Source organism: uncultured Microbulbifer sp. (assembly GCF_947489355.1).
In the GTDB taxonomy this organism is placed as follows: Bacteria; Pseudomonadota; Gammaproteobacteria; order Pseudomonadales; family Cellvibrionaceae; genus Microbulbifer.
Genome location: NZ_CANLDD010000022.1, coordinates 1 through 17,252 on the forward strand (window position 1 = coordinate 1; position 17,252 = coordinate 17,252).

Annotated in this window: 14 protein-coding genes and 2 pseudogenes; 13 read left to right on the top strand and 3 right to left on the bottom strand. The window is 52.3% G+C overall.

Annotated features, from left to right (window positions below):
* The first annotated feature begins 318 nt into the window (after positions 1–318).
* The 7 genes and pseudogenes from Q1A48_RS10745 (at position 319) to Q1A48_RS10775 (ending at position 5,131) form a co-directional block, all read left to right on the top strand.
* Entirely contained in the window at positions 319–519 is a 201-nt protein-coding gene (locus Q1A48_RS10745; protein WP_299944583.1) for a hypothetical protein, read from the top strand.
* Positions 520–521: 2 nt separating this feature from the next.
* Positions 522–797, top strand: a pseudogene (tnpA, locus tag Q1A48_RS10750) (IS200/IS605 family transposase); the annotation flags it as partial.
* Positions 798–1,303: 506 nt separating this feature from the next.
* Positions 1,304–1,906, top strand: a complete 603-nt coding sequence (locus tag Q1A48_RS10755; RefSeq protein WP_299944585.1) for a hypothetical protein — start codon at positions 1,304–1,306, stop codon at positions 1,904–1,906.
* Positions 1,903–2,709, top strand: a complete 807-nt coding sequence (locus Q1A48_RS10760) for a hypothetical protein (protein ID WP_299944587.1) — start codon at positions 1,903–1,905, stop codon at positions 2,707–2,709. Before Q1A48_RS10755 ends, Q1A48_RS10760 begins: the two co-directional genes overlap by 4 nt.
* Positions 2,706–3,197 carry a hypothetical protein gene (locus Q1A48_RS10765; RefSeq protein ID WP_299944589.1) on the top strand — a complete coding sequence of 164 codons (492 nt, stop codon included), beginning with the start codon at positions 2,706–2,708 and terminating at the stop codon, positions 3,195–3,197. The genes Q1A48_RS10760 and Q1A48_RS10765 overlap by 4 nt, the downstream gene beginning before the upstream one ends.
* A 222-nt stretch (positions 3,198–3,419) precedes the next feature.
* On the top strand, positions 3,420–3,848 hold the full coding sequence (locus tag Q1A48_RS10770; protein WP_299944591.1) for a hypothetical protein: 429 nt from the start codon (positions 3,420–3,422) through the stop codon (positions 3,846–3,848).
* Between the two features lie 203 nt (positions 3,849–4,051).
* Positions 4,052–5,131, top strand: coding sequence for a hypothetical protein (locus tag Q1A48_RS10775; RefSeq protein ID WP_299944593.1), 1,080 nt, complete (start codon positions 4,052–4,054; stop codon positions 5,129–5,131).
* A gap of 240 nt (positions 5,132–5,371) precedes the next feature.
* Here the strand turns inward: Q1A48_RS10775 and Q1A48_RS10780 are convergent.
* A pseudogene (locus Q1A48_RS10780) lies at positions 5,372–6,142 on the bottom strand (IS5 family transposase).
* 625 nt (positions 6,143–6,767) lie between these two features.
* Between Q1A48_RS10780 and Q1A48_RS10785 the strand changes: the two are divergent.
* The gene (locus Q1A48_RS10785) at positions 6,768–8,888 is read left to right on the top strand and encodes a TonB-dependent receptor (protein WP_299944595.1); all 2,121 of its coding nucleotides are present in this window, start codon (positions 6,768–6,770) and stop codon (positions 8,886–8,888) included.
* A 2-nt stretch (positions 8,889–8,890) separates the two neighbouring features.
* Complete coding sequence (locus Q1A48_RS10790) at positions 8,891–9,385, top strand: hypothetical protein (protein ID WP_299944597.1); 495 nt, start codon at positions 8,891–8,893, stop codon at positions 9,383–9,385.
* Positions 9,386–9,451: 66 nt separating this feature from the next.
* Here the strand turns inward: Q1A48_RS10790 and thiI are convergent, their stop codons facing one another.
* The gene (gene thiI / locus Q1A48_RS10795; protein ID WP_299944599.1) at positions 9,452–10,951 is read right to left on the bottom strand and encodes a tRNA uracil 4-sulfurtransferase ThiI; all 1,500 of its coding nucleotides are present in this window, start codon (positions 10,949–10,951) and stop codon (positions 9,452–9,454) included.
* A 318-nt stretch (positions 10,952–11,269) separates the two neighbouring features.
* On the opposite strand from thiI, the gene glnA reads away from it, so the two are divergent.
* The 4 genes from glnA (at position 11,270) to glnG (ending at position 16,342) form a co-directional block, all read left to right on the top strand.
* Positions 11,270–12,676 carry a glutamate--ammonia ligase gene (glnA, locus tag Q1A48_RS10800; RefSeq protein ID WP_299944601.1) on the top strand — a complete coding sequence of 469 codons (1,407 nt, stop codon included), beginning with the start codon at positions 11,270–11,272 and terminating at the stop codon, positions 12,674–12,676.
* Positions 12,677–12,897: 221 nt separating this feature from the next.
* Positions 12,898–13,470, top strand: coding sequence for a DUF4124 domain-containing protein (locus Q1A48_RS10805; protein WP_299944603.1), 573 nt, complete (start codon positions 12,898–12,900; stop codon positions 13,468–13,470).
* Between the two features lie 373 nt (positions 13,471–13,843).
* Positions 13,844–14,914 (top strand): nitrogen regulation protein NR(II), encoded by a 1,071-nt coding sequence (glnL, locus tag Q1A48_RS10810; protein WP_299944605.1) that lies wholly within the window; start codon positions 13,844–13,846, stop codon positions 14,912–14,914.
* Between the two features lie 3 nt (positions 14,915–14,917).
* The gene (gene glnG / locus Q1A48_RS10815) at positions 14,918–16,342 is read left to right on the top strand and encodes a nitrogen regulation protein NR(I) (RefSeq protein ID WP_299944607.1); all 1,425 of its coding nucleotides are present in this window, start codon (positions 14,918–14,920) and stop codon (positions 16,340–16,342) included.
* A 92-nt stretch (positions 16,343–16,434) separates the two neighbouring features.
* Here glnG and Q1A48_RS10820 read toward each other — a convergent pair whose 3' ends face one another.
* A complete protein-coding gene (locus Q1A48_RS10820) occupies positions 16,435–17,247 on the bottom strand; it encodes a symmetrical bis(5'-nucleosyl)-tetraphosphatase (protein WP_299944609.1) in 813 nt (270 codons plus the stop codon).
* Between the last annotated feature and the right edge of the window lie 5 nt (positions 17,248–17,252).

The window sequence follows — 17,252 nt, forward strand, 5'->3', positions numbered from 1 at the left end:
TTCGTCATCAGGAGAAGGAAGATCGGCGAGTAGAGCAACTGAACTTGGTATGAAGATATAGGCAGCCCCCTTTGGGGCTCAAGGAACGTTAGTTCCGTACAGACCGCTTTGAGCGGTTCACGATTAAAGCCACCGGCTTCGCCGGTGGATATTTACTACTTTGAATATATCTATCCGTTTCAGAAATGAAGGATACAATAGCCTTCGGAGACGATACATTCATTCACGCAGTACATAAACCAGCTGATATCCATCAAGCCTTTCCGCCATATAGTGATCATTTTCTTTAGGCTTTTCTTCTCATAGTGATCGAGAAACGTGGCTTTTGCGGGGTTAAAAACTGGCGCCAAAGTCATGGATGGTAGTTTTATGGAGGCCTTTGCTAAATACATGGACCCCGAAATGGGTAGCGACTTTTTGAATGCAGAAAAGCTTGCCACTACATTGCAGGTAACCTTGCCTTTAATGCAAGTGACTGCGGCAGGGATTTTATACCGAGATGATTTTGTCAATGCCTAATGGTAGAACTGAATGTTCAAGTAGATCATGTCCATCTTTTGGTGAAGGTGCCACCGAAAGTATCGATATCAACGCTGTTGGGTATGGTGAAGGGGAAGACAGCACTGAGGGTTTTCACACGCTTCCCCTATCTTGGGAGAAAGCCATACTGGGGTAACCACTTCTGGGCGAAGGGGTACTGTGTGGATACGGTTGGTGTAGATGCTGACATGATACGTATGTATGTAAAGAATCAAGAGAATATAGAGCAGCGGCAATCCCGGTTGGATTTGCGCTGATAGTGTAAAGCGGGATAACTCTCGGCCAGTCTTCTAAGAAGGCTGGCTCAATAGCCCCCTTTTAGGGGGCCGAGGGCAATTCCGCATTCTAAGAATACGGATTTTTACCAAAACTAATAGTTAGCGCAAAAGCAATTGAATAGTTGAGAGTCGATTATGACTATTGTAAGTACATTTATTATCCCGGGGTCTCTATGGATTGAGCCGGTATGGGGTGATAACAGCTTTCTTGTGAGCGGTTTCAATTCTTACATTGAATGGATTGGAGATAATAATAAATTTAAACTTATTGGATTTAGCCACTATTTTGATTTTGTGCGGCCTGATCCGAGAAATAAGAATGTTTGGTTGGTTTCAGTAGAAGGAGAGTGGCACACCTATATTCATGGTGAACTATTTAGGATTGAAGATGAAGAGTTTAACGCACCTGGATCCAAACTTGGCAACAATATGATAAGGCGCGGGAGTACCAGCCAATTGAAAAAGATAAAGATGGTAAATGGCGTTTGGCGACTAAGACGGTGCCGACTTATCGCAATAAACCTTGGATTGATGAGGCAGGAATTGTCACGGATTCACAGATTAAAGCAAGTGGATTTGATGATGTTCAAGACTTTTTAACCCAAGCTCCAGGAAAAATGAAAGCGGATGCCTTTAAAACCACTGTTGGGTACGAAAAATCTAAGCATGAAAATAATTATGTGGATAAACAGGTGGGTAAAAATAAAAGTACCGTGGCGCCATTTACACTGATGAATATGCTGGCTATTGAAGTGGGTGAGGATAAGGCCAAAGAAGTGGCAAAGAAATTGTCAGAGCAAGTTGCCAACAGTGAGTTTGCTAATTATTTGAATACAGGCGAGATAACGAGAGAAGAGATAGAAGCACTGCGGAAGAACGTAGAAGAGAAAGTAATCGACCAGATGGGTGCTGTCGGTGATGTATTGCAGGGTATTGATGAAATTCCTCCGGATTGGTGGCTGGAGATGGAAGACAATCTGCAAAGTCGCATAGCAGGCGCTATGGGTGATGATGCTCGAGAGGTTCTTGCGAACTTTGAAATTAACGAGCCATTTGATAACTTATTTTGTGAGGAAATAGTGGGATGAGGCCAGGTTACGATCAACGTTATCCCAAAGACTGTGAAGTTTATGGACAGTTTCAGTATTTATGGAAAACCGATGATGCTCAATGGATAGAGAAGCGAAAAGATAATTGGCGTCGTTATATCGAAGTAGTGGGCGGCACTCCGTTGAATAAATACTTGGGCGAGTTTTATGTATTTGGTAAGGAGCCTGCCAGCTTTCTAGTAGATGAAGAAACTGGTGAGCGTGTAATAATTAAGTTTGAATTTAAGCATCGTATTGCTTATATGCCATTTGAAACGGTTGAGCAGATACGGAATTTTTGGAGCGAAGCTGTTACAAAACGCTATGCACGTGAACAACAACATGGCGCTGCTAGGTATGTTTCAGGTTGTCTAGATGGTTTTCCTGAACGTGATAAAATGGTAAAAATGGTGGCTGAAGCTCTATTTAATAAAGACTATTTTATGCTGAAAAATTCCCAGCAAAGACCGATTACTGTTAGTCCGCTTGGATTTATGGTTGGTTTTGCTCGAGTTTGGGAGGTTGCCGATGAGTGTAAGTATAAATGGAGTTACATTTGTTTCACCTTTGATTATTTTATGGATTGTGTACGCTATTGCGAGTTGCACGATTTAGTCAAGGTACCTGTTCACAAGAACGCCTTGCCGAGCATGTACAAAATCCTATTACGGCTTGATGATATGGAGTTAAGTCCATATCGCTTGGAACTTAAACAGAAGTTAATTGCTGCAGCTAAGGCCGATGATGCCCCTTCACTTTTAAGAGAAGCTTTAGTGTGCGCAAGAGGCGATCTAAAAGAATGAACCTAGTTCTTACTTTTTTGCTGCATGCAGACGATGAAAAAGTTATTGAAGCCTTGGACTCACTATTGCCTTCAAAAGGTCGCCCGGCATTTGCTGATGATGTAAAGCTAGATTGGCGGCGGATTTTTAAATTAGTTGAGTTGTTATTTCCACCTGATAAATTGATGCGGCAAGGAAGTTATTTATGGCTGGAATGGTTTGAAACTTCATATTCCTTATCACTATTAAAGGAGAGATTGGAAAAAACAGGTGCTTCTGTTGTTTTTATGCATGCTACAGGAGATCCATTAATGGCAGACCATGATTCAGGGGAAGATTCTGAGCAGGGTTATTATTACTTGCTAACAGGAGGTACAATGCAGTGCTTGGCAGCTGACAATATATCAGACTTACTTCCGATGAGTGATCTAAAATGGTTGGATGACATAGATAAGAATATTGAGCAAATTATCTGCTATCTAATGGCTAATAGAGAACAAATAGACTGAACATGCAATTAAGGAATTAAATGAATTAAACCAACTCAGCGTTAGCCCCGATGAAATTCGTGAAATTTTGCATAAATCATCTACGATTGAAGCCAGTGTACTGTTGTACCACTTGGGCGGTAAATCTCAAGATACGCTTAATGCCTTAAGGCATTTTTCCTGTGTGCCTTCCAATTGCGCCATGGGTGACTCCATGGAAGAATTTATGGAAAAATTGCCGATGTGGCTGACCTAATCAATGACAATAAATTAACCGAGGACGCACAAACCAAATTGGTTGAAGTTTTTGGTCAGCTAGGCCAACTGGTGAAAAAAGAAGGTAGTAAACTAGAGGGGCAGCCTAATCTGAAGCTTTCTCGGGGCGCCGTTGGTGTAGTCAGTATGCTGCGCAAATTGGCTGATGAAGGCAAAGTTATTGATGACTTTGAAGTCCGGGAAGTGATTACCGATGCGGTAAATAAAAAACTCGGTGAGCGCGTAATGGATATCAAAGCCACAGATGGCACCTTGTATGAAATTAAAGGTTGGAAGACACGGGATCTAACCTTGGAAAGGCTCCTCGGTAAGGATGATAAAGCTGGATTTTTAAGTACGCAGCTGTTCCGGGATTTGGTGAAGCGGAAATTGGACCTGAGTGATACGCGCGTTTAGCGGTTTTCTGATGATGGGCTTGAGGCGCAAGGTTAGGTATTTGATTTTTATGACTTTAATATGGGCAAACCCACAGTATTCTTGACTTAAATTCAGACGGAGCATGGATACAATTGGGCTACCAGTCTTCTAGATCCACCGGTGGGATATTTATAACGGAGGTACCTTTTGAATATAGTTTTGAAACCACGGGAGATTTCTAAGTGAAAAGAATGTTGACAATATTTTCTCTGGTAATGCCCGCTGTATTGCCCGTTTGGTCTCAGGCCGATGACTACGAGGTATTTAAAGACAAGCTAAAAGATCATGCAAATACTATCAAATCCAGTGTATCTTTTTATGAAAGCTCAGCTGTTTACTCGAAAAAGACAATCGAAAATAATATTCTGCTCTTAGATAATGGCGACCTTAGACAGGCAACTCAAGATCTATTGTTTTTTCTGCGACAACAGCAAGCCAATTATTATCAGCTGCCATTTGATCAGTGGTTGGCGGCCAGCGAAGATTTATTAAATATTGACCAATGGATGAGCACAGAAAGTGCCTGGGGAAATCTGGTTGTTAAGATCAATGTCTGTAACAAAGTTTTATACAGTGCGTTTGAATTTCTAGAAAACCGACGTTCAGAACTTGATGCGCAAAAGATGGAAGAAATACTCACTTTATTGCGCACACTGAGAACACATCTGCCGTCACGGATGACAATGTATGAAATAGCGTTGCGCCACTATGGTCAGATAAGTCCACGTAAAATTCGGCCATTGGGCTTTGATGTGAAAGCCAAAGATGAGGGGGTTGTATTAAATAATTTTATTGAAAATTATTTTTCTGGAAAAGAGGATGCTGAAATAAAAATACAAATATACCACACAGTCGAACGAGGTATAAAAATTACTGATTACTTGGATCTCTACGAGAACCCAGTCCCTTGGGGTACAGCTGATTCAGCCAAGTATCACCATTATGCCTGGGTTGTGTACTTGTTCGCAAAGATAGTGCAGGCTGAAAATTTACAGTCTTTTGACTGGGGAAGCCTTGAGAGCAGGAAAGTTGAAAAACTGTTAAAAGAGGAATACGAAGGAAAAGATCAGTATTGGATGCCAAAATTTTATCGAGAATATTTTGAAAAGCAATATCGAGCAAACTTAATCGATACTGTCATTAAAACTGGCAAATTTCTACATCCGGTTCGCGATGACCGAAATCTTGCAGAGCAAAGAAAAAAATCAGGTGACAAGAAGCGAAAATTATTGAAACGGTTTTCACCACACACCCTGCCATAGTGACTAAATTCTGATTGGCAGGGGAGGTCTATTTTATTGCCGGATAAAATACGAAGAGCTGTATCCTAGAAAACCAGATGCTTAATAAGAGCTTGCAAAGCAAGTTTTAAGGAGCCTTTAGAAAAATTAGACTATTTCCTTCTCGTTAATGAAGCCCTACCTACGGAAGGCGCCGAAGAGGCTTTGGGTGGTGTAGTGATTTATAGCCTGTCCGATGCCTGGATGTATTTTGCTAAAAAGCTAGGGCCTGTTCACACTAATTAAAGTATCGACAATAAGCGCAAAGTGAATAAAAAACGTGAAAACAACATCCAGTTTGTCAAAACGAGAGAAAATTCTTCTGAAGCCCTTCAGGCGTCGAAACAGCCCCTCCACTTCATTTTTTGTACGCCTCTACGTCGTATTTCCAGGTGCTCAATCGGTTACTCTTCGGTGGCACGACAGGTTCCATGCCCAGATCGAATACCAACTGCCGGGTTTCATTACCCTCGTAGGCCTTGTCCATGATCACTTTGGCACCATCCCAACCGCAGTTCTCAATGCTTTTCAGCAGCTTTCGGCCCTCCGGAGCGTCTCCAGCCTGCCCCGGTGACAGAGAAAATACTACGGCGCGGTTGTGGCCGGCTGCAACCATATGAATCCTGGTGGTCCATCCTGCTCGTGATTTGCCGATAGATAGAGGACCGTTTTTTTTAACGCGCCAGTGCCGTCTGGATGAACTTTAACAGCCGTAGAATCAAGAGAGATATGATCGACCTGGATATTGATCACATTATTTTCCTGGAGGGCCAGAAAGACCCTATCCAGTACACCTTGCTTGGCCCAACGATTCGCCCGCATGTAGACGCTGTGCCAACGGCCGAATTTCTTCGGCAGACCTCGCCATTTGCAACCATGCTCGGCTATGTAAAGAATGGCGTTCAGCACTTGTAATTTGGATATTTTCACGTTGCCGCGCTGGAGGGGCAGAAAATCTTCGATAACTTTGTATTGTTGCGCTGTAATTTCCATGAAGGGATTATACAGAATTTGGTGTGAACAGGCCCTAGCATTCGGTATTTTTATTGAAATCCAAGGTCAGTTGAAATCATAGGGAGAGGAACTGCTGGTAAACATGTAAACCGTATATCCAACGTTTATGCAGCAAAGTGTAGGCTTGTCGTGCGGTCTCTACTAACCCTGCCAAATCTTTGAAGCGACTTTTAAAGTTTCGATTGAGATAGAGCCAGTGTCTTGATGATATACCCAACCGTTCGAGTATAGGAGGGGTGTTTTCGGCAATAGCTCCGCGCTTTCCAGGGTCTAGATGTCGACCACTCCAATTGCAAAGATTCCAGCTAGCTTATGCATTCGGGACTTAATCCACACGCGGCGATGCTCATAATCAATACCACATTCTATATTTCTACCACACAAAAACACCCTTCGAACACCCTCCGAAAACAACTCGGAGAGTAGGGGCGGCCCGCCAGGTCGCCCCTGTGGGCTGATCATGCTCACTGCCTGCACAAAACAAAACGTGGATTGCTGTGCCGGTACAGTATTCTGACCCTGTCATTATTATTTGCGACATATAATAAGAGGGTTTATCATTCGCATTTATCAGAAGTATCGTCACAGGAATTCGGAGCAAGCCATGCCCGCTTATCATCGCACTCTGCTGTCATTGGCGATTTTTGCCGCAGCCCTGCCAACCGCCTTCGCGGCCGAACCCCTGGCCGAGGGGCCCTTAAATGGCGTTATCGAGGAAACGGTGGTTGTGGGCGTGCGCCAACGCCTGTACGACGCCGGTACCCTGCTGGATGCCATCCAGAAAACCGAGGTGGTGGATGAAACCCGCATAAAGGCCATGCAGGCGGTCAACCTGACCCAGGCCATTGAGAAATCCCCCGGCGTGCGGGTCTCGAATGAGTGCTCCATGTGCGGCGTGAAGCGCATTATGCTCAACGGGATGCGCGGTGAGCATTCCACCATCCTCACCGATGGTATCCCCCTGCACACCATGATGGCCGGCTACTATGCGGTGGACGCCCTCGCCACTACCGGGGTGGAGCGTATCGAAGTGGCGCGTGGCGCCGGCGCTTCGCTGCTTGCCCCCGAGGCCATTGGTGGCACCATCAACGTGATTTCCAAGGAGCCACAGGAAACCGGTTTCAATATCAACGCCTCCTGGGAGGATAACGACAGTTTCTTCGTCGGTATGATGGGCAGCCATGTCAGCGACGATGACCGCACCCGCACCAGCCTGGTGTACCAGGGTGACAAGCATCACCAGATGGACAACGATAACAACGGCGTCAGCGAAGCCCCGTTGCAGGAAAATACCAGCTACGTTGGCCGTGTCTCCCATGATTTCACTGAGCGCGACAACCTAGTGCTGCGCCTGGCCTACACCGACTCCACCATCTTCGGCGGCCCCCAGGGCTATAACATCGGCACAGTGCTGCGGGGTTTTGACGGTGTGGAATCCGAGCATCTGTTTGAAAATGACGATGTACGCGCCAAGTTCACCGGTAAACCCTGGGAGACCACCGAGTGGATTGATACAGAACGCACCGAGGTTTCCGCCAACTGGTTGCGGGAATTCAATGAGCGCTACAATGCCATGCTCACCCTGGCCTGGTCTGAACACCGACAGGATTCCTTCTACGAGGGATTTGACTATGCGGCGACCGACCACCTCTTTTACTTCGACTGGCGCAACAACCTGATAGTGAGCGAGGCGCACACCCTGACCTTCGGTATGGATTTGCGCGACGAGGAAATGCGCTCCGATTCCGTTGCGGGTGCCGAGAGCGCCGACTATGTGGAGGATAGCTTTGACTACCGCACCGGTGGTGTCTACCTGCAGGATACCTGGCAGGTGTCGCCGCAACTGGAAGTCGCCGCCGCGGTGCGCCTCGACAGGGTACGCGCCGACTTTGTGGCGGAGGAAAAACCCGGCACCGAGATTGAGGAGACCCTGCTGGTTCCACGGATCGATATGCGCTATCTGCACAACGACCAATGGACATCGCGCCTGGCCTTTGGTCGCGGCTACCGCGCTCCGCTGTCTTTCTTCGAGACCGACCACGGTATTCTGGATGCCGGCGATGGCTTTGCCATCGAGATCGACAAACTGGAAAAGTCCCTCTCCGCAACCTACGCGCTGAGCTACGAGGGTGAGCGCCTGAGTGGCACCCTGTCACTGGCACACACAACCGTGGAGCATTTGGCCGCACTGGGAGAAACGGAAAACGGTGTGCCACTGCTGACACAGATGCGCGAAAGCGCGGTTGTCAGCGCTGGGGATATCAGTCTCGGTTACACACTGAACGAGGCACTGAAACTCGCCGTTACCCTGGAAGGCTACGACTATGACCGCATTTTCAAGGAATCCTACGCCATAGCGCCCATCGAACAACGGGCGCTGTTCAGTCTGGACTATGGCAGCGGCCCCTGGATGCTATATGCCAGCGCCAGTTGGGTGGGCCAGCGGGACTTGGGGGATTACGGTTATGAGGGTTACAACCAGCCTGGCAGAGAGCGCAAGAGCGACAGCGCGGAAAGCTACTGGACCCTGGATATGAAGGTGGCCTTCGACGTGAGTGAAAACCTGAACGTGTATGTCGGCGGCAATAACATCACCGACTACACCCAGGTCAACGATGCGGAATCCCCGCTGTTCTGGGATGCCGGGGGCGCTTACGATGTGGCCTATATCTACGGCCCGCTGCGCGGCCGGGAATTCTATCTGGGCTTTGACTGGAACTGGTAGTAGTGCGCCGTTTTTTACCCCTGCTCCTGCTGTTTACCCTGTGCATAGCGGCCTTTCCCGCTGCTGCGCAGGGCGCTTCGCTTTTGGATCTGACACTGAGAGACCTGGCCAGCCCCGGGCGTACCAGCCTTGCGCAGTACCAGGGGCAACCAGCGGTGATGGTGTTTTTTGAACCCGAGTGCCCCTGGTGCTTTCGCCAGGTGCGGGTGCTCAATCGGCTGTTGGCCCAATGCCCCGGTCAGTTTCAGCCCCTGGCGGTGGGCACCAACGGCTCCCGCCGGGCACTGATGGCGGAATACCGCAGGCTGCGCCCGGATTTTCCCGCCTACCAGATCAGCAGTGCGCTGCTCGATACAGTAGGTACCATTCCCGCCACACCTTTCACCCTGCTGATCGACCGCCACGGCGCACCCGCGGGCTGGCTGAGGGGGTTTATGCCCCAGGAGAAATTGACACCGGTTTTGGCGGCGCACCTGGGGGTTACTTGCGGCAGCTAACCGGTGTGCAGGCCACCGTGCCCGCGGCCCGCACGAAACTTCTCCCGGTATGAACCCTTAGCGGGATTATTTTACGGTTTTGCCCACTCCCGCCTTCTCTTGCCGATGGGGCCTTTGCGGTCGGTAGACACCCACATTGCGGTAGCCCTCGTCGAGCAGATGGGAGGCGTGCAGGCGGCTCATCACACCGCGGGCGCAATACAGCAGGTATTCCTGCGCCTGGTCCAGTTGGGCAAAGCGGTTGTTGAGTTGGTAGAAGGGAATGGTTTGTACTGCGCCGTTTTCCAGTTCCAGCGGATCCAGTTCCTCTTCGTCCGGGTGGCGGATATCAATCACTACCGCACTGCCGGGTTCCTCGTGGATATCCACCTCCGGCGCCTGTCCGCCTACTTCTTCGATCACCTCGTCGATGTTCTGGATCACACGGTTGCCGATAGCGCGATCGAGGACAGTGAAGTCGAAGCGGTTCTCCTCGCTTTCCACTTTCTCGATTTTGGCGCGGGTGGTGGGCTTTACCGAAATCACGCCGCAATATTCCGGCATATTGGCGGCAAATTCTTCTGTGCCAATTGCCCGCGCAGTCCTGATAATGTCGGTCTTGTCGCTGGCAATCAGTGGGCGCAGCACCAGGGTATCGGTGACGCTGTCGATGACTGCGAGATTCTTGAGGGTCTGGCTGGAGACCTGCGCAATGGCTTCGCCGGTCACAAGTGCATCCACTTCCAGCTCTTTTGCCATCACACCGGCAGCGCGCAACATCATGCGCTTTAGGATCACGCCCATATGGGAGTCGTCGACCCGCTCGAGAATTTCTGCCACCACCTCGTCGAAGGGCACAGTGACAAAGCGCACCCGGTGAGAGGCGCCGAACTTGTTCCACAGGTAATAGGCCACCTCCATAACACCCAATTCGTGCTGGCGCCCCCCCAGATTAAAAAACAGGAAATGGGTGCGGATACCGCGCTTCATGGTCAGATAGCTGGCCACGATGGAGTCGAAGCCTCCGGATACTAGCGACAGCACCGGGTCCTGGGTACCCAGAGGAAAGCCGCCGAGGCCAGGGTGCTGCTCTTCAATAACGTAGAGCTTGTCGTGGCGGATCTCCAGCTTCACCGTGATATCCGGGTTTTTTAGTTTTACTCTGCCCGCTTCGGTGTTTTTGTTCAGGCCCCCGCCCACATACTGTTCTACATCTAGGGACTGAAAATCGTGCTTGCCGGAGCGTTTTACACGTACGCAGAAAGTCTTGCCCTTCAGGGCCGGGCCCCACACCGACAGGGTTTTCTCGTAGATGTCGTGCAGGTCCCCCAGGGGGAACTGGCGCACGCGGGAGAAATTGGCGATGCCGGGGGTGTTGGAGAGCACCTCCTCGATGCGATCGCCCAGATGTGCGACGGCGTCCGGAGCAACCACATCGATCTTTTCCCAGTCCTTGCGCACCTGGATACGATCGTCCAGCTGTCGCAGCAGGCGCAGCAGGTTGTCCTTGAGTTGGCGCGACATACGTTTGCGCACGGGGTTGCTCTTGATGGTGATCTCGGGGAAAAATTTGACGACAAAGTGCATGGGAATTCGCCGGGTACTGCTGTTGATAGAAGATGCGACAGTATAAACCAGCCGAAGGCAACCTGGGCGTGCACCCTCTCGGTGCATCTGTGGCGTATAAATGTGCCATCTTGGTGCATTTCCCGGTGGCTGCCCGGCCATAAAGTATTTATCCTGCCCCAGCCAGCCCGGTGATGAGGGCCGTACGAAGCTAGTCGCCACCGGGGCGTGATTGCCCTGATTTGGCACACTCCTTGCTTTATTTCACGCCAGATAAAGCGTGAATGCCGACAGCAAAGGCAGAGCGACCAATTACTTTTCAAGACCTGGAGGACTGCAATGTCAGCGAAAACGCTCGACTTGATTAATGAGAGTGAGGCCAAGTGGATAGATCTGCGCTTCACCGATACCAAGGGTAAAGAACAGCATGTTTCCATCCCGGCCTCGGAAGTGGATGGCGAGTTCTTTGAAGAAGGCAAGATGTTTGATGGTTCCTCTATCGCTGGGTGGAAAGGGATTAACGAGTCCGACATGATTTTGATGCCGGACGACGAAACCGCTTTCCTCGACCCCTTTACCGACGAGAGCACGGTCATTGTGCGCTGCAACATCGTTGATCCCATCACCGGCCAGGGCTATGAGCGCGATCCACGTTCCATCGCCCTGCGCGCGGAGGAATACCTCAAGTCCACCGGTCTGGGTGACACAGCGATGTTTGGGCCGGAGCCCGAATTCTTCGTATTCGACGACATCACCTGGGGCGCGGAGATGGGCGGGGCCTTCTACAAAATCAATTCCGAAGAGGCGGCCTGGTCTTCCGGACACAGCTTTGCCGAAGGCAATATCGGCCATCGCCCGGGCATCAAGGGGGGCTACTTCCCGGTGCCGCCGGTGGATTCCCTGCACGATGTGCGCGCCGCCATGTGCTCCGCTATGGAGCAGATGGGCCTGCATGTCGAGGTGCATCACCACGAAGTGGGTACCGCCGGCCAGTGCGAGATCGGGGTTGCCGCCAATACCCTGACCAAGAAGGCGGATGAAGTGCAGATTCTCAAGTACGCCGTGCACAATGTTGCCCATGCCTACGGCAAAACCGCTACCTTTATGCCCAAGCCGCTGGTCGGTGACAACGGTTCCGGTATGCATGTTCACCAATCCTTCTCGAAGGGAGGGGTCAACCAGTTCGGCGGTGACACCTACGCCGGCCTGTCGGAAACCGCCCTGTACTACATCGGCGGTATCGTGAAGCACGCCCGCGCCCTGAACGCGCTGTGCAATGCCTCCACCAACTCTTACAAGCGCCTGGTGCCCGGCTTCGAGGCGCCGGTGATCCTGGCTTACTCCGCGCGCAACCGCTCGGCATCCATCCGAATTCCTTACGTGACCTCGCCCAAGGGCAAGCGGATTGAGACCCGCTTTCCGGACCCCACCGCCAATCCCTACCTGGCCTTCGCGGCACTATTGATGGCTGGCCTCGACGGGGTCAAAAACAAGATCCACCCCGGTGATGCTGCGGACAAGGACCTGTACGACCTGCCGCCGGAAGAGCTGGCCGAGTACCCCACTGTGGCCGCCAGCCTGGAGGGTGCCCTGGACGCCCTGGACAGGGACCGCGCTTTCCTGATCGAGGGCGGTGTATTCACCGATGATGCGATTGATGCTTACATCGAGCTGAAACGCGAAGAGGTCGAGCGCCTGAACATGACCACCCACCCGGTCGAGTTCGATATGTATTACTCCGTGTAACGGCGACCGCTCACCGGGAGAGTGTCGACCGCTTGGCGCAAAGCCCGCACCACCCTGGCGCGGGCTTTTTTATTGGGGGTACACTATCAAAGGGGCAGCTGTTCAGGCTGCCGTTTCAATTACGGTGTTGGGCCCTTGGCGGTGGCTGATTGTCCCGACCGGTTGCGTCCTGTCATAGGGCCTGTGAAGGGAGCATCCGCAGGTTGCGGTTGATTATTGCTATGGGAATTTCAAGACTGCTACAGACATTGTTTCTCGCCGTGCCCCTGGTGGTGTCTGCCGGTCCGGATGGTAATAAAGAATCTGGCGCCATTTACAAGATCGTCGGCGCGGACGGCCAGGTGACCTTCAGTGATACCCCGCCGGTACACGGTCAGGCAGAGAAGGTGGAGCTGGCGCCTATCAATATCCAGCCCATCACCCTGCCGCGTCCGTTGCCGATGCGCAAATTGTCACCCAAGGCGGATAGTGGTGCAGGGGAGAACACGGGCCCTGTCTCAATCCAGATAGTCAGCCCCCAGGATGGCGCCACTATTCCGCCGGGACAACGCCTGGTTGCCCTGCAGGTGGATGTGCAGCCGGTGTATCCAGACGGCGCCCGATTCTTTGCAGTGATCGATGGCCAACCCTGGCGCGGCAGCTCCAGCGGTTCCGCCCTGGATATCTCGACGCTGGAGCGCGGCAGCCACAGTGTGCAGGTGGTCCTCACCGATGCCAGTGGGCGGGTGCTGGCCCAGTCCCCGATGATCACCCTTTATGTGCAGCGCCCCAGTGTCAACCTGCCAGCCAGGTAAGGGTGTATCGGCTCTCCCAAACCAAACCAAAGGCATTCCCAGCGCACACCGCCACCAGCTCTGGCAGCGGTGTCTACGGAACCTGAAACCCTTACCCAACCATTTCCTTCTGGTTAAATTTTGAACTTTGCACCGATATGGTGCATTCTCGTATTTGGGCGTTGCCCCAACCTCCTTCGGGATGGGAAATGATGCTGGACACAACAGAAGGGCACTGGCTGCACACCAGGCCCTCCAGGCAGGGCCACCTTTAAGCATACTCCTGGCCCCGTGCGCCATTTTGGTTTGCTTTTTGCACTGACCAAACCCAAGAGCTTGTGGCACCGCGCGCAGAACACTGCGCCGGCCTTTGAATTGAACCGGGAACGACTGAATGCTGAATGACCGCCAGCTGCTGGACAGCCTGACTTCCGCCGTGCTGGTGCTGGATGGTGAATTGTCGCTTCGCTATCTGAACAATGCCGCCGAGGACCTGCTCAGTGCATCCAGCGCAAGGGTCAATGGCTTGCCGCTGGACGAGGTGGTGCGCGAGACCGGCTCCTGGCAGGCTTTACGGGAGGTCCTGGTGAAGGGGGAGAGATATACGGTGCGCCGCGCGCGCTGGTACCTGCACAACCGGGAAATGCGCATTGTGGACTACTCCGTAACTCCAGTGCCGGAGCTGCAAATGCTCTTGGTCGAGGTGCAACCGGTGGAGCGACTGTTGCGCATCGCCCGCGAGGATGCGCTGTACAACACCCAGGAGACCACACGCAACCTGGTGCGCGGCATGGCCCACGAAGTCAAAAATCCCCTGGGCGGTATTCGCGGTGCCGCCCAGCTATTACAGCGGGAGCTGCCGGACCCTGCCCTGGAGGAATATACCCAGGTGATCATTGAGGAGGTGGATCGCCTGCGCAATCTGGTGGATCACCTGTTGGGTTCGCGCCAGCGGCTGAGGCTGAAGGCCACCAATGTACACGAGGTGCTCGAGCGGGTGGCGCAGCTGGTGGATGCGGAGTGTGAGGGCAGGCTGCAAATCCACCGGGACTATGACCCCTCCATACCGGAATTGCCGGCCGACCGCGAGCAGTTGCTACAGGCCCTGCTGAATATAGCCCGCAATGCCATGCAGGCTGTTGGCGAGTATTCCGGCCTCGCCAGTGGTGAGGTTATTTTACGCACCCGTATACAGCGGCGTTTTACCATCGGCCGGCGCCTCTGCGCGCTGATCTGCTGCATCGAGGTTGAGGACAATGGCCCTGGCATTGACGAGGCGATAAGGGAGCAGATTTTCTTTCCGATGGTTTCCGGGCGCGCTGAGGGCACGGGGTTGGGGCTCTCCATTTCCCAGAACATCATCAACCAGCACGGTGGCATGATCCAATATGACAGCCGCTCCGGAGGCAGTGTGTTCCAGATCTATCTGCCGCTTTCAACCGAATCAGCCAATACAGGGTGCTAGAGCATGAGTCATCGCGTTTGGGTCATTGACGACGACAAATCGATCCGCTGGGTACTTGAGCGGGCGCTCTCGCGGGAGGGGATCGAAACCCGGTGTTACGAGAGTGGCAACCGCGCTTTGGAGGATTTTTACAGCGCGCCACCGGATGTGGTGATCAGTGATATCCGCATGCCGGGCTGCGACGGGTTCAAATTGTTGCAACGTTTTCATGAGGAGCACCCGTCGCTGCCCATTATTATTATGACTGCGCATTCGGACCTCGATAGCGCGGTGGCCGCCTATCAGGGCGGAGCATTTGAATATTTGCCCAAGCCTTTCGATATCGATGAAGCTGTGGCGGTCACCCGGCGCGCTCTGATACACACCAGCAGTCAGGCCCGTGGAGCGCCTGCTGAGTTGGCAAAGGGCACTGGCAGCCAGGAAATGATTGGCGAGGCGCCGGCCATGCAGGAGGTATTTCGTGCCATCGGTCGTCTGTCCCATTCGAATATTACCGTGTTGATCAATGGTGAATCCGGCACGGGCAAAGAACTGGTGGCGCAGGCTTTGCACAGTCACAGCCCGCGCAGGGATAAACCGTTTATCGCGCTCAACATGGCCGCCATTCCCAAAGATTTAATGGAGTCGGAACTGTTTGGCCATGAGAAGGGGGCCTTTACCGGTGCCGCTTCCCTACGTGCCGGGCACTTTGAACAGGCCAATGGCGGCACGCTATTTTTGGATGAGATTGGCGATATGCCGGCAGAGACCCAGACGCGTCTGCTGCGGGTGCTGTCGGACGGGGAATTTTACCGTGTAGGCGGCCATACTCCGGTAAAAGTGGATGTACGCATTATTGCCGCCACACACCAAAACCTGGAGGCATTAACACGGCAGCACAGATTCCGCGAAGACCTTTTCCACCGCCTGAATGTTATTCGCATCCATATTCCCAGGCTGGCCGACCGCCGCGAGGATATTCCCAGGCTGGTACGCCATTTCTTTGACGCCGCTGCCAGAGACCTGGGAGTAGAGCCAAAGATCCTGACAAGAGAGGCCGAAGGTTGTCTCTCGTGTTTCGACTGGCCCGGCAATGTGCGTCAGTTGGAAAATACCTGTCGTTGGGTAACCGTTATGGCCTCCGGCCGCGAAGTGCACAGGGAAGATCTGCCCCAAGAGCTGTTGTGCTATCAGGATGCAGAGGCAGAAGCACCGCTCGACTGGGAAAAAACCCTGCGGGCTTGGGCGGACCAGGCACTGGCCGCCGGGCGGCGGGATATCCTCAGCGAGGCGGTTCCGGCCTTTGAGCGGGCACTGATTGAAATCGCCCTAAAGCATACCGCCGGGCGCAAACGCGACGCCGCGACGCTGCTCGGCTGGGGCCGCAATACCCTGACACGAAAGCTCAAGGAGTTGGAGATTGGCGCTATGGAATCAGGCCTGCAATAACAATTGGCTTTGTCAGCTTACTTGTTGCCGTTTTAAAAAGCCGATCCCATGGACTACCCTCGATATACGCTTTACTCGTTTCGGTATGCCGATTACCCACTACAGTCCGTATAAAAAAACTGCTCATCTCCAAGTCGCATGGCGGTCAGGCAGCCACCCCAAACGCAGCCCGTATCCAGTGCGTAAATATTTTTTGTGCCTGCACGCCCTTCAAGGGCGGCCCAGTGCCCGAAAATGATTTTGTCATCCCGGGTTTTTCTATTGGAGAAACTGAACCAGGGCTTGTATTCCCCATGGGCTGCCAGGGGACCGCGCTTGGTGACAAGATCCAGGGTGCCATCCTGTTTACAAAAACGCATGCGGGTAAAGTAGTTGGTGATGGAGCGCAGCCGCTCAATGCCGAAGAGGTGATCATTCCAGCAGTGCGGCTCATTGCCGTACATACCGTAGAAATAGGCCTTGGCCATGGACGCATCGACGAGTGCCCGATGCACTTCGCGGGAGAGTTCTTCGGCTTTTGTGATACTCCAAATCGGTGGAATGCCCGCATGTACCATGGTGTAGCCTTTCTTGTGCACAAGCAGGGGCAGGTTTTGCAGCCAGTTGAGCAGTTTGTCCGAATCCTTGGCTTGTAGCACCCGGGTTAAATCGTGCTCCTTTTTTGAAAGTCGTTTGGCGCCGTGTGCCAGTGCCAGCAGGTGCAGGTCGTGGTTGCCGAGCACCGCAGTGACCTGGTGTCGGTGATCGTACAGGAAGCGCAGGGTACCGAGGCTGTCGTCACCGCGGTGCACCATATCCCCGGCAATCCACAGTTTGTCGCGGTCAAAGCGGAATGGAATTTTTTTTAACAGGCGCTGCAGTGGTTTGTAGCAGCCCTGAATATCACCAACGGCGTAAGTGGCCAATGTGT

What these genes read in the sequence shown, in the direction of transcription:
- Q1A48_RS10785 (WP_299944595.1), top strand. Translation starts at nt 6,768, where the DNA reads ATGCCCGCTTATCATCGCACTCTGCTGTCATTGGCGATTTTTGCCGCA.
- Q1A48_RS10805 (WP_299944603.1), top strand. Translation starts at nt 12,898, where the DNA reads ATGGGAATTTCAAGACTGCTACAGACATTGTTTCTCGCCGTGCCCCTG.
- glnL (WP_299944605.1), top strand. Translation starts at nt 13,844, where the DNA reads ATGCTGAATGACCGCCAGCTGCTGGACAGCCTGACTTCCGCCGTGCTG.
- Q1A48_RS10765 (WP_299944589.1), top strand. Translation starts at nt 2,706, where the DNA reads ATGAACCTAGTTCTTACTTTTTTGCTGCATGCAGACGATGAAAAAGTT.
- thiI (WP_299944599.1), bottom strand. Translation starts at nt 10,951, where the DNA reads ATGCACTTTGTCGTCAAATTTTTCCCCGAGATCACCATCAAGAGCAAC.
- glnG (WP_299944607.1), top strand. Translation starts at nt 14,918, where the DNA reads ATGAGTCATCGCGTTTGGGTCATTGACGACGACAAATCGATCCGCTGG.
- Q1A48_RS10760 (WP_299944587.1), top strand. Translation starts at nt 1,903, where the DNA reads ATGAGGCCAGGTTACGATCAACGTTATCCCAAAGACTGTGAAGTTTAT.
- glnA (WP_299944601.1), top strand. Translation starts at nt 11,270, where the DNA reads ATGTCAGCGAAAACGCTCGACTTGATTAATGAGAGTGAGGCCAAGTGG.